Source organism: Kribbella sp. VKM Ac-2569 (assembly GCF_004216905.1).
GTDB lineage: Bacteria > Actinomycetota > Actinomycetes > Propionibacteriales > Kribbellaceae > Kribbella.
On the sequence record NZ_SGXJ01000003.1, the window covers coordinates 529,530 to 541,981 of the forward strand.

The following is a 12,452-nucleotide window of genomic DNA, read 5'->3' on the forward strand; positions in this document are numbered from 1 at the left end:
GGTCGGTGGCTTCTCAAAGATGACTCGGGGAGTAGTTCAGTAGCCGCCGGCGTCTACGAGTTGAGAGTCGAGCGACGCGACCTGGATCTTGCCCTTCGGTGGGATCAGCAGGACCACGTCGTGAAGGGTGGTCGAGGTCAGAGCGCTTTCGTACTTCGCTGTTGCGGGGCTGAATGCGGTCATCGGTGGGGCGGCCCACGAGAAGTTGTAGTTGTTCGCGACCAGCAGCGTGTGCTCGTGGGTGAGCGTAACGAACATGATCGCCGTACCTGCCTTGGTCATGAACGTGGGCGCTCCCTGCGGGGCGGTGAACACGTCGGTGACACTGCGCACTGCCTTCGGCGTGCTGGCCTGGCCTGCCCGCGTCTTCGCAAGATCCGCGATCAGACCGGTGATGTCGGTGTTCGGCACGAAGACGGCGGCCTTGGGTGACTTGGCTCCGGCGGTCAGGTACGTCGCCAGCGCGGTCGCCGCGGCCTGCGGGGCAGCGGCGAGCTTGGTGTTGTCGGCCTTGCCCGCTGGACGCAGGCCGATGAGATCCGGCAGTTTGACGGTCGTCTTCACACCGGCGGCGAACCTGAGCATCCACGGGCTGCCCGCGGAGACGCGTTCCCACACGCCGAGGTGACGGTACGCCTTGTTGTCGGAGATACCCGACGAGCTGACGAAACGCATCGGATAGCCGCCGAACTGCGGTGCTCCGATCACCGAGTTCGTGTAGGTGAACGCGGCGTCCGGCTTGGCCTTGGCGGCCTGATCGATGGTGTATCCGGCCTGGCTCTCCCGCACGAGGTCGCCGCCCTCGATGGTCGCGATGAGATTCCTGTTGCGGGTGCTGTTCGCCTTGTTGTTCACCACGTTGTAGTGCTTGATCACTGCGACCGCGGCTGCGTCGCCGATTGCCGGGCGGGTCAGCGCCTTGACGGTATCCGGCTGTGGGATCGCCGTGCACCCGGTCACTAGTCCGAAGGCCAGTCCGACCGTCAGAACCCGCCGTACGGCGCCACCGCCCGTCTGCGCACCGGACTGCTGCGGCGGCCCCGGCTGATGCTGGGAAGGTGCGGGCGTGCCGTCCGGCGGGAAGTAGCTGGTGTTCTGGGGTGGCTCGAGCCTGGAGCGGCGGCGGAAGAGGACAAGGAGGATGCCGACGGCAAGGAGGATGATGCCTGCGGCAAGGATCACGAGGGACATGATGAACGCCTTCGGGATCTCGATGCCCAGGTCGACCTGTACGTCGGGAGCCGTCTTCCCGTCGGCGCTCATGATGACGACGTCGTACGGGCCGTCCTCGATCGGCCACGCGATCGACTGCGTACCGGTGCCGTTCGCCTTGGCGACCCACCAGTCGAGCGTGTCCGGCGCGGCGAGCGGACCCGCCGTACCCTTCTGGTCCTGCGTCGACAGCGCGATCGGATACTGCACCTGCACGAGCTTCGTGTGCGCGATGTCCTTCAGATAACTGCTGACGTCGAAGTCCCGAGCCACACCGACGAACACCGGCTGATTCTTCGTCGACCGTACGTCGACGTGCAGCACCGGACCATGCCGGTTCAGCAGATCCGGCGTACTCGCGATCGCCAGGCCCTTACTGGAGAGCTGCTGCTCACCGGATTGGACCGTATTGTCCGGCCCGATCAACCAGAACGCCGCGGCCACACCGACGACCGCGACGATCAACCCGATCAAGGCCAGCAGTACGCCGAATATCCTGCGGATCACCCGCACAAGAACTCCCGAGATCGCGGCATGCCCCAGACAAACCGCCCGACAACCGAAGCGTGATGCTAACCCCACCCCCGCTCACCGAACGCCCCCGGCCCCACCGGAAGTTGCAAGCCTTCGGTGCCATCCCCTGCATAGGTGGCACCGAAGGCGGATTGGGGGTTAGTTGATGTCGAGGAGCTTCTGGGCCTCGGCGGCGGTGCGGGAGGCGGCGGCGCGGGCTTCGGCCTCGGCGAGGTGGTTGCCGGCGTGCTGGGACCACCAGTTCTGGCCCTCGACAGGCAGTGTGTCGATCGGGTCGTAGTACTCGTACGTCCGGTTCAGCGCCTCAGGGTCCTGCTGTTCGATGCCGGTGCGGTAATTCTTCTTCCAGTACGAGATGCCGCGGACCTCGTCGTACTCCGACAGCTGGTGCACCCAGCGCTTTCCGACGTAGGGGACGTCGCACACGATGCGCGGTGTTGCGAAGCCGGGGAGGTAGCCGAGGATCCCGTGCTGCAGGTGCTGCGCGTCGCGGACCGACACCCGCCAGTGCTCGGAGAACGGGATCATGTCGCACATGTAGAAGTAGTACGGCGTGATGTTCGCGCCGTCGAGCAACGCGAAGCACAGGTCGAGCAGCTGCGGGATCGAGTCGTTGACGCCGCGCATCAGGACGCCCTGGTTCCGCACGTCCCGCAGACCGGCCTCGAGCATCGCCTTCGACGCCTCGGCGACGAGCGGCGTCACGGACTGCGCCGCGTTCACGTGCGTGTGCATCGCCAGCATGACGCCGCGATCGCGCGCGAGCCGCGCCACCCGCTCGACCCCACTCAGGACGTCGGAGGACAGCCAGTGCTGCGGCAGGCCCATCAGTGCCTTGGTGGCCAGCCGGATGTCGCGGATGTTCTCGATCTCGAGCAGGCTGGTGAGGAACGCCTCGAGCCGCGGCCAGGGCATGTTCGCCACGTCGCCGCCGGAGACGACGACGTCCCGGACTCCCGGCGTACGGCGCAGGTAGTCGAGCATGTCGTCGAGCCGGGTCTGCGGCTTCGCGACGAACTTGAGCTTGTCGATCACCGGCGTCGAGTTCCCGACCAGGTCCATCCGGGTGCAGTGACCGCAGTACTGCGGACACGTCGGCAGGACCTCCGCGAGGACCTTGGTCGGGTAGCGGTGGGTCAACCCCTCCGTGGCCCACATTTCGTGCTCGTGCAGCGAGTCCCGGGCCGCGTGCGGGTGCGAGGGCCAGTCGGTACGGCGGTCGCTGAACACCGGCAGCATGTAGCGGCGGACCGGATCGGCGTAGAACGCCTCCGTGTAGTCGTCCGCGCCGGAAGGAACGATCGTGTTCAGCATCTGCGGCGGCAGCAGCATCGACATCGTCGCGCGCTCGGCCTGGTCCCGGGTGAGGTCGTCGTACAGCCGGTCCTCGAGCAGGTCGCCCATGACCTCGCGCAGCTGCTTCACGTTCTTCACGCAGTGCGACCGCTGCCACTGCGCCGAGCGCCACTCCTCGGCCGTGACGTCCTTCCAGCCGGGCAGCCGGGTCCAGTCCGGTTCGACCAGCTCGGCGCGGCGGTACAGGTACGGCTGGCCATCGCGAGGCTGCTCGGAACGAGTCAGCTCCGGGGTGATCAGGTCGGTCACGGGTCCTCCGCGGGGCTTCGGGTTAGTGCGGTCTGATGCGAGGATAGCGATAGACCGTCCGTCAAATCCAACACTACGCCGCAAGAATTCCCGTCACGGCACGCTATGAGTAGTATTTTGCCCGACTGCACAGCCTGACCGCACAGAGGAGGATCCGTGTCATCGAGCCCGGTAGGACTGCACCGTGTACTCGCCCCGTCCGGCGTGTTGCCGCAGGCGGCGGAGAAACTCGACGCACGTCCCGGGATCTGGCCCGACGAGGTCCGCATCGCGGTCGAGCGGCTGAACCTGGACGCCGCGTCGTACCGCCAGCTCGCCGAAGCACACGGCGGTGACGGTACGGCGATCCGCCGCGCGGTCCTGGACATCATCGAGACCCGCGGCAAGATGCAGAACCCGGTCACCGGCTCCGGCGGCATGCTCGTCGGCGTGGTCGACGAGGCCGGACCGGACTCGCCACTCGGTCTCGCGCCTGGCGACCGAGTGGCCACGCTGGTCTCGCTCACACTGACCCCGCTGCAGATCACCGACGAACTGCGCGACTGGGACGGCAAGAGCGAGCAGGTTCCGGCGCAGGGGCACGCGATCCTGTTCGCGCGGTCGATCGTCGCGAAGCTGCCCGACGACCTCAAGCCGGAGCTGTCGCTGGCCGTGATGGACGTCTGCGGCGCCCCGGCGCTGACCGCTCGCGTGGTGCGATCGTATGTCGACAAAGGCATAAAGCCTGTCGTGTCAGTTATTGGCGGCGCAGGGAAATCCGGCTCCCTGTCATTGGCCGCCGCCCGCGCCGCTGGAGCTGCTCGCACGATCGGTGTTGTGCCGGTGGAACACGAGCAGGATCGCCTGACCGCAGCCGGCCTGGCCGATGTCGTGACGCTGGCCGATGCCCGTGATCCGGTGGCGTTGGCGAAGGCGGTCGAGGAAGCCGGGGGACCCGCGGACATCACCGTGGTGTGCGTCGACGTACCGGGCTGTGAGCACGGAGCCGTCTTGTCGACTGCGGCGGGCGGCACCGTGATCTTCTTCTCGATGGCGACCTCGTTCTCCGCGGCCGCGCTCGGCGCGGAGGGTCTCGCCGCGGACGTCACGATGCTCGTTGGCAACGGGTACGTGCCCGGGCACGCGGACTATGCGATGGAGCTGTTGCGGACCGAGCCGGGTGTCCGTGGTCTGTTCGAGAGCAGGCTGGCGGAGGATTAGGCCGTGCGCACACTTCTGACGAACGGTTCCGTCTACTCGCCTGCCGACCCCCACGCGACCGCGATCGCGTTCGACGACGGGGTGGTGACCTGGCTCGGTGACGACACCGGTGCGAGTTCGTACGCCGACGGCGCGGACGAGGTGATCGACCTCGACGGAAAGCTCGTGACGCCGGCCTTCGTCGACGCCCACGTCCACACGGCAGGCGCCGGTGCGATGCTGACCGGTCTTGACCTCGCCGCCACGACCTCGCTGACGGACGCTCTCGATCGCCTCGCAGCGTTCGCAGCGAACCTGCCGGAGGACGCGGTCATCGACAGTGCCGGCTGGGACGAGACCGCCTGGCCGGAGGGCCGCCCGCCGACAACGGAGGAGCTCGACCGCGCGGGCGGCGGCCGGCGCGTGTACCTGTCCCGCGTCGACGGACACTCTGGCGTCATCTCGTCGGCGCTCGTCCCGGTGGCGAGGGACCAAGAGGGGTACGACGAGACCGGCCGGGTCGAGCGTTCCGCCAATCACGCCGTACGGGATGCTCTCGGAGATCTGATCGGTCCGGATCAGCGGCGGCAGGACATCGAGGCCGCGCTGAAGGCCATGGCTGCCAAGGGAATCGGTGCGTTCCACGAGATGGCCGCGCCGCACATCGGGCCGCTGTGGGAGCTGCCGATCGTGCGCGAGGCGGCCGAGCAGCTCGGCCTGGCCGCGACGCTGTACTGGGGTGAGCCAGGCGCCTTCGAACACCTCGGCACCTACGGCCTCGCCGGTCTTGCCGGCGACCTGAACGCGGACGGCGCTCTCGGCTCGCGTACGGCGGCGCTTCGTGAGCCGTACGCCGATCGCGCCGACCACCGCGGCCACGCGTACCTGACGGCGGAGCAGATCGCCGAACACGTGATCGCCTGCACCGAGCGGAACGTGCAGGCCGGATTCCACTGCATCGGCGACCAGGCGCTCGACAACATCGCGCGCGGATTCGAGCTCGCCGCCGAGAAGGTCGGCGTGCAGGCGCTCGTCGCGGCGCGGCACCGGCTCGAGCATGTCGAAATGGTGGACGAGGCAACAATCGCAACGCTGGCGCGCTGCGGCGTGGTGGCGAGTGTGCAGCCGATGTTCGACGGCCTGTGGGGCGGTCCGGACGGCATGTACGCCGAGCGCGTCGGCGACCGCTGGCGGGGGATGAACCCGTTCGGTTCGCTGGCCCGCGCGGGCGTCGTCCTCGCGTTCGGCTCGGACGCGCCCGTGACGGAGCTCGGTGGCTGGGAGGCCGTGCGTGCGGCCGCGTTCCACCACGAGCAGTCGGAGCGGATCACGGTACGAGCAGCGTTCCAGGCGCACACGCGGGGCGGTTGGCGGGCTGCGGGGATCGATGACGCCGGTGTGCTGGCGCCCAGCACGGCCGCGACGTACGCGATCTGGCAGAGCGATGCCGACCTCGTCGTACAGACGCCGGACACGCGCGTCGCCGCGTGGTCGACGGACCCGCGGGCCGGCGTACCGGTGCTGCCGGATCTGAGCCAGGGAACACCTACCTGCCTGCGAACCGTCGTCGGTGGTCGTGTGGTCTATGAAGCCGAGGGATGGTCGCAATGAAGAAGAAGCTGGACCTCGATGCGGTCACCGTCCGGAAGGCGCGCAGTCTCGCGCGCAAGGCCGGGAAGCCGATCGTCAACCTGGCCCGGCAGCACACCACGGTGTCGGTCGAGCGAGCGGTCCTGCGGCTCACCGGGCTGACCGGCGCCGACACCGAAGGCATCCCGTGGGTGAACCGGCTCGCGGACACCGTGCGTGCGGACGTCGGTCTCGAGCACGGTCTCGCGCTGCCTGTGTGGGACGCGCTGCTCCGCGGCGAGGCCGAGGACCTAGCCGTGCTAGCGCAGAAGGCCGCGTCCGGTTCCGTCACGTTCCGGATGCCCGAAGGACGCGACGCCGTACGGGCTCGGTCCGCCGCACGCAAGGCCGCCACGGCCGGGATGAAGCGGATCGACGGGCGGCGGCGGGAGCGGGACCGGCTGGTCAAGCGGCACGGCGACCCGGAGCAGCGGCCGTGGATCTACCTGATCGTTGCCACCGGCGACATCTACGAGGACATCCCGCAGGCGCAGGCAGCCGCCCGCGAAGGCGCCGACATCATCGCGGTGATCCGGTCGACGGGTCAGTCGCTGCTCGACTACGTGCCGGAGGGCGCGACCCGCGAGGGGTTCGCGGGCACGTACGCGACGCAGGAGAACTTCCGCCTGATGCGGGCCGCGCTGGACGAGTCGTCGAAGGAGCTCGGCCGCTACGTGCGGCTGACGAACTACGCGTCCGGTCTGTGCATGCCGGAGATCGCGACGCTGGCGGGGCTCGAGCGGCTCGACATGATGCTGAACGACTCGATGTACGGGATCCTCTTCCGCGACATCAACCCGATCCGGACGTTCGTCGACCAGCGGTTCAGCCGGCAGATCCACGCCCGCGCCGGGATCATCATCAACACCGGCGAGGACAACTACCTGACCACCGCGGACGCGGTCGAGGCCGCGCACACAGTCACGGTGTCGCAACTGCTGAACGAGTACTTCGCCAAGGAGGCCGGCCTCGAGGACTGGCAGCTGGGGCTCGGGCATGCGTTCGAGATCAACCCGGACATCCCGGACTCGTTCCGGCTCGAGCTCGCGCACGCGATGCTGGCGCGGCAGCTGTTCCCGAACGCGCCGCTGAAGTGGATGCCGCCGACCCGGCACATGACCGGTGACGTGTTCCGCGGGTACCTGCTGGACGGGTTCTTCAACCTGGTCGGTGCGATGACCGGGCAGGGCATCCTGCTGGTGGGCATGATGACCGAGGCGGTCGTGACGCCGTGGATCTCGGACCGCGACCTGGCGCTGCAGAACGTCCGCTACGTGTTGGGTGCCGCGGGCAACCTTCACGAGGACTTCCGGCCGGAGCCGAACGGGTTCATCGCGTCCCGCGCCCGCCAGGTCCTCGGCGAGTCGGTGGAGCTGCTGGACCGGATCGTCGACGACGGCCTGCTGAACGCGATCGGCGACGGGACCTTCGGCCTGATGAAGCGCCCGCAGGACGCCGGTCGTGGTCTGGACGGGGTCGCGCGCAAGTCGTCGGCGTACTACAACCCGGCGATCGAGCTGTTGGAGGAGGGCCAGTGAGCATCATCCGGCCGTACGGCGACACCACGGGCGACGGGATGGTGCAGCTGTCGTTCACGTTGCCGGTCCCGCACGACAAGCGCGCCGAGGGTGCGGCGGTCCAGCTCGCCAACAAGATGGGCATGGATCCCGCCCTGGTCGTGCACTCGAAGCCGATCGGCCCGGACTTCACGTTCTTCGTCGTCTACGGCCCCGTGAACCACCTGGTGGACACGTCGAAGGTCGAGGTGATCGAGCGCGACTACCCGCTGCTGTCGCCGAAGGAGGTCAACCTCGCGATCCGCAAGGGCCTGCGCCGCCGGCTGACCGTGGTCGGCGCCTGTATCGGCACCGACGCGCACACGGTCGGTATCGATGCGATCCTCAACATCAAGGGGTTCGCGGGGGAGAAGGGCCTGGAGTACTACCGCGAGGTGAAGGTCGTGAACCTCGGCGCGCAGGTCGCCGTACCCGAACTGGTCCGGCGGGCCAAGGCCGACAAAGCCGACGCGATCCTGGTGTCGCAGGTGGTGACGCAGCGCGAGGCGCACGTCCTCAACACCAAGGAGATGTCCGCGGCGTTCCGGGAGGCGTACGCCGAGGACGCGCGCCCCGTACTTGTTGCCGGCGGCCCCCGTTTCACCGAGCAGATGGCCGGCGAGCTCGGCGTCGACCGGGTGTTCGGCCGCGGCACGACGCCGGGGGAAGTGGCCAGCTATCTCGTCGACGCGCTGGTGACCAGGCGTCACGCCTACAGGAAGATTGCATAAAGGTGTCTAAGGCAACCGTTGGACTGACTGTCACGCATCGCCGGTACGTTCCGTACAGCCACGCGCACTACGCCGGCAACCTGGTCGACGGCGCGTACGTGCTCGCCCTGTTCGGTGACGTCGCGACCGAGGTCTGCATCCAGGCGGATGGTGACGAAGGCCTGTTCGCGTCGTACTCCGACGTGCAGTTCCTGCAGCCGCTGCGCGCGGGTGACGTGGTCGAGGTGAAGGCAACGATCAGCCGGGTCGGGAACCGCAGCCGCGACCTCGACTTCAGCGCGTACGTCGTGTGCCGCGGACGTCCGGACCAATCCGGGTCGGCGGCCGAGGTACTCGCCGAACCGCTGGAGATCACCCGGGCCAAGGGAACGGTCGTCGTACCGGTTGGGTGACGTTTGGTTGCCCTGGGTAACGATCACGTGGAGTGCTGATATCGCTCTGTAACGTGACTCGGCTGAAGGATCCTCGTTTTCCCTTGTAGGGCAGGCGATCGTGTTACAACGGGCTCAAAGAGCCCGGGCAGAGGTTGACACCGTCGCCGCCAGCGAGCATCGTTTTGGGAGTCGTCATAACCCGTTTGTTCAACGGTCACACGAAGTTCGGCCACCGGATGATCCCGCGACGCTGACCAGGCCAAAGCCAGGCTTGAGTCGACGGGGGCTGAGATCGCCGGCGGTGAGCCCCCCGCGGGGCAGAGGTGGAAGAGGCTCGGCGGCCAGTAGACAACAGCCGGACAGTGCGCAGCCAGCGCATCGACGGTTGGTCCGAAGGCACGCCGAGCCTCTTTCCTCTTTTCCCGGCCCCTTCACTCCGAAGGCCCCGGAATCCCAGGCGTGTAGTTCCCCGCCGCTCGTTCCGGACACCTTCTGGCTACTGACCGGATACATTCGGGTGCCCCGGACGTTGTACGGTCGTGCGACCGGCGTCCGCCGGTGAAGTGAGGACAAGGGGTACGGCGTGGACCGGTTGAAGGCGCTGGGGCGGCTGCTGCCGCGGGTGGCGGCGGCCGTGATCGCCGGGGTGCTGCTCGGCTTCGCGTTCGAACCGCACGACTACCCCTGGCTCACGATCATCGCCGTACCGCTGTTCCTGGCCGCGCTGAACGGGATCTCGATGAAGGCCGGCTTCCTGGTCGGCGCCGGGTTCGGGATCGCGTACTACGCCGTCCTCGTGCCCTGGCTCAGTATCATCGGCGGCGACGCCGCGATCGCGCTGGCGATCCTCGAAGGTCTGTTCTACGCCGTCTTCGGGTTGTTCGCGACGCAGGTCCTGAAGTTGAAGCTGTGGGCGTTGTGGATCCCGTGCCTGTGGGTGGCAACCGAGTTCGCGACCGCGTCGGTGCCGTTCGGCGGGTTCCCTTGGGGCCGGCTCGCGTGGGCGTTCTCCGACGACTCCCTGGGCAAGCTCGCCGCGTACGTCGGCATTCCGGGCCTGAGCTTCGTCGTCGCGTTCGTCGGCGTCCTGCTGTACGCCGTACTGCGCCGGGGTACCGCGCTGCGCCTGCGGGCCGTGGCACTCGTCGCGGGGCTGGCGATCGTGTTCGGGAGTGCCCTGATCCACCTGTCGATCGAGGGCGACGGGCAGACCGTGCGGGCCGCGATGGTGCAGGGCAACGTACCGGGCAAGGGGCTGGAGTTCCTGGGCCGCGCCCGGACCGTGACGCGCAACCATCTCCAGGCGACCCTCGACCTGCAGAAGCGCGTCGAGGCCGGCACCGAGATGAAGCCGGACCTGGTGATCTGGCCGGAGAACTCGACCGACATCGACCCGTACAAGGACGCGGAGACCCGCGCCGACATCGAGACCGCGGTGAAGGCGGTCGGCGTACCGATCCTGGTCGGCGCCGTCACCGAGGGGCCGGGGGAGAACGAGCGACAGACCACCGGCATCGTCTGGGATCCCGCCACCGGTCCCGGGCAGCGGTACGCGAAGCGGCACCCGGTGCCGTTCGGTGAGTATATCCCGTTCCGCGACCAGTTGCTGCCCTACATCAAGCGGCTCGAGATGATCGGCGCGCAGACCGTGCCGGGCGTGGGGCCGGGCGTGATGCCGATCCGCGGGGTCACGTACGGCGATGTCATCTGCTTCGAGCTCGCGTACGACAACGTCATCCACGACGTGGTCAAGGGCGGTGCTCAGGTGCTGATCGTGCAGACCAACAACGCGACGTACGGCGGAACGGGTCAGCCCGAGCAGCAGTTCGCGATCACGCGGATGCGCGCGATCGAGACCGGGCGCACCGTGCTGATCGCGTCGACGAGCGGGATCTCCGGTGTGATTCGTCCGGACGGCAGCGTCGAGCACAAGTCGGCGCAGTTCGTGCAGGACGTGTACGTCGCGACTGTCCCGGTGCAGAACCGTCAGACGCTCGCCATGACGCTCGGCGGCTGGCCGGAGTGGGTTCTCACCGGACTCGGCGTGCTCGGTCTCGTCCTCGCGCTGGTCGCGCGCCGCCGGCGGGTGGACGAAGACCCCCAGAACCCACCGGCCGCGACACCGAGCCGCGAGAAGGTCCCGGTCTGAGTCAGGGTTCACTCAGGGTTTGTCCTGCCCACTCGTTCCGTACGCTGGTGTCTCAGGCAGGAAGGGGTAGGACATGCCGTGGTTCATAGCGCTTGCGTTGCTGGTAGTTCCGATCGTGGAGATCTTCGTGATCATCCAGGTCGGTCAGGTGATCGGCGGGTGGCCGACGGTCGCGCTGCTGCTGGTGGAGAGTGCGCTCGGCGCGTGGCTGATCAAGCGCGAGGGACGACGGGCGTGGCGGGCGCTGCAGAGCTCGTTCGAGACCGGGAAGATGCCCGGCCGGGAGCTGGCTGACGCCGCCTTGGTCCTGGTCGGCGGGACGCTGCTGCTGACCCCGGGTTTCATCACCGACATCTTCGGCTTCTTCTTCGTCCTTCCCTTCACCCGTCCGCTGGCCCGCCGCGCCATGACCGCCTTCTTCGGCCGCCGCGTCGCCACCCAGCTAGGCGGGCCCGGCCTCGGCGCCTTCATCCCCGGCGCTCCCACGCCCGGCGCTGGCGCACCCGGCCCGCAACGGCCAACAGACGACGTGATCCAAGGCGAGGTCATCGACCCGGACAAGAAGTAGCCGTCAGGTGCGGTAGCTGGCCTTCGCGGTCTGGACGAAGGACTGCGTCAGCGGGGTTGTTTCGGTCCAGGCGATGACGAGGGGGCTGGGCGGGAGGTCTTGGATCGGGACGGTCACCAGCTCGTCGCCGGGGTTGTGGTTGGCGAGCGGTGCGAGGCCTATGGTGCCGTTCCAGAGGACCGACTGGAGGCACTCCTGGACGGCTCGGACGATCGAGCCCTGGCGTGGTTCGCCGCCGTTCCAGTAGGACTGCCAGATCGGATCGGTGCCGGCGGGAAACTGGAACCACCGTCGGTCGGCGAGGTCGGCGAGCTTCAGTTCGTCGCGGCCGGCCAGTGGGTCGTCGGCGCGGAGTACGGCGCCTACCGGATCAGAGCGCAGTTCGTGGACCCGGAGACCGGTCTCGTCGAACGGGCCGCGGGTCAGGGCGACGTCGACGAGGCCTGCGCGGAGGCCGCAGGTCGGGTCGGTGAGGTCGGCCTCGCGGATCCGGACGTCGACGTTCGGATGCCGTCGGCGATAGGCCGCGGCGAGTCGTGAGATGTCCGGGTCGCGGCTGTCGCTGAGGATGCCGACCGTGAGCGTCGCGGTCCCGGCCGCGGCGGCGACCCGAGCGCGAACCTGCTCGGCCTGCTCCAGAAGCGCGCGGGCTTCCTTGAGTAGCGAGGTCCCGGCAGCGGTCAGGCTGACGCCGCCGGCGGACCGGCGGAACAGGGGCGTGCCGAGGTCGTCCTCCAGTTGCTGGATCGCCCGGCTGAGTGGCGGCTGGCTCATGTGCAGCCGCGCCGCAGCGCGCCCGAAGTGGAGCTCTTCGGCGACCGCCACGAAGTACCGCAAGGTCCGCAGTTCCATCACCTGCGACGATACCCGCTGGGTATCGACGATGCGGGACTGGTCTTGGACGCGCCGCCACGT

Annotated in this window: 10 protein-coding genes; 7 read left to right on the forward strand and 3 right to left on the reverse strand. The window is 68.3% G+C overall.

The window, feature by feature from the left end; all coding sequences use genetic code 11:
• Nucleotides 1-36: 36 nt before the first annotated feature.
• Complete coding sequence (locus tag EV649_RS22805; RefSeq protein WP_130385589.1) at nt 37-1,719, reverse strand: hypothetical protein; 1,683 nt, start codon at nt 1,717-1,719, stop codon at nt 37-39.
• Nucleotides 1,720-1,884: 165 nt separating this feature from the next.
• Nucleotides 1,885-3,351, reverse strand: a complete 1,467-nt coding sequence (locus EV649_RS22810) for a lysine 2,3-aminomutase (protein WP_130385590.1) — start codon at nt 3,349-3,351, stop codon at nt 1,885-1,887.
• A gap of 156 nt (nt 3,352-3,507) precedes the next feature.
• On the opposite strand from EV649_RS22810, the gene EV649_RS22815 reads away from it, so the two are divergent.
• From EV649_RS22815 to EV649_RS22845, 7 genes are all read left to right on the forward strand, one after another.
• Nucleotides 3,508-4,551, forward strand: a complete 1,044-nt coding sequence (locus EV649_RS22815) for an L-erythro-3,5-diaminohexanoate dehydrogenase (protein ID WP_130385591.1) — start codon at nt 3,508-3,510, stop codon at nt 4,549-4,551.
• 3 nt (nt 4,552-4,554) lie between these two features.
• Nucleotides 4,555-6,141: an amidohydrolase gene (locus tag EV649_RS22820; protein WP_130385592.1), complete on the forward strand. Its 1,587-nt coding sequence runs from the start codon at nt 4,555-4,557 to the stop codon at nt 6,139-6,141.
• Nucleotides 6,138-7,697 carry a lysine 5,6-aminomutase subunit alpha gene (locus tag EV649_RS22825; RefSeq protein WP_130385593.1) on the forward strand — a complete coding sequence of 520 codons (1,560 nt, stop codon included), beginning with the start codon at nt 6,138-6,140 and terminating at the stop codon, nt 7,695-7,697. The genes EV649_RS22820 and EV649_RS22825 overlap by 4 nt, the downstream gene beginning before the upstream one ends.
• Entirely contained in the window at nt 7,694-8,446 is a 753-nt protein-coding gene (locus EV649_RS22830; protein ID WP_130385594.1) for an OAM dimerization domain-containing protein, read from the forward strand. Before EV649_RS22825 ends, EV649_RS22830 begins: the two co-directional genes overlap by 4 nt.
• Nucleotides 8,447-8,448: 2 nt before the next feature.
• Nucleotides 8,449-8,838 carry a hotdog domain-containing protein gene (locus tag EV649_RS22835; RefSeq protein WP_130385595.1) on the forward strand — a complete coding sequence of 130 codons (390 nt, stop codon included), beginning with the start codon at nt 8,449-8,451 and terminating at the stop codon, nt 8,836-8,838.
• Between the two features lie 565 nt (nt 8,839-9,403).
• On the forward strand, nt 9,404-10,969 hold the full coding sequence (lnt, locus tag EV649_RS22840; protein WP_130385596.1) for an apolipoprotein N-acyltransferase: 1,566 nt from the start codon (nt 9,404-9,406) through the stop codon (nt 10,967-10,969).
• Nucleotides 10,970-11,042: 73 nt separating this feature from the next.
• The gene (locus tag EV649_RS22845) at nt 11,043-11,537 is read left to right on the forward strand and encodes an FxsA family protein (RefSeq protein ID WP_130385597.1); all 495 of its coding nucleotides are present in this window, start codon (nt 11,043-11,045) and stop codon (nt 11,535-11,537) included.
• A 3-nt stretch (nt 11,538-11,540) separates the two neighbouring features.
• Here EV649_RS22845 and EV649_RS22850 read toward each other — a convergent pair whose 3' ends face one another.
• Nucleotides 11,541-12,389, reverse strand: a complete 849-nt coding sequence (locus EV649_RS22850; protein WP_130385598.1) for a LysR substrate-binding domain-containing protein — start codon at nt 12,387-12,389, stop codon at nt 11,541-11,543.
• Between the last annotated feature and the right edge of the window lie 63 nt (nt 12,390-12,452).

Excerpts from the sequence above, each read along its gene's own strand:
- EV649_RS22825 (WP_130385593.1), top strand. The coding sequence starts at position 6,138 with ATGAAGAAGAAGCTGGACCTCGATGCGGTCACCGTCCGGAAGGCGCGC.
- EV649_RS22845 (WP_130385597.1), top strand. The coding sequence starts at position 11,043 with ATGCCGTGGTTCATAGCGCTTGCGTTGCTGGTAGTTCCGATCGTGGAG.
- EV649_RS22850 (WP_130385598.1), bottom strand. The coding sequence starts at position 12,389 with ATGGAACTGCGGACCTTGCGGTACTTCGTGGCGGTCGCCGAAGAGCTC.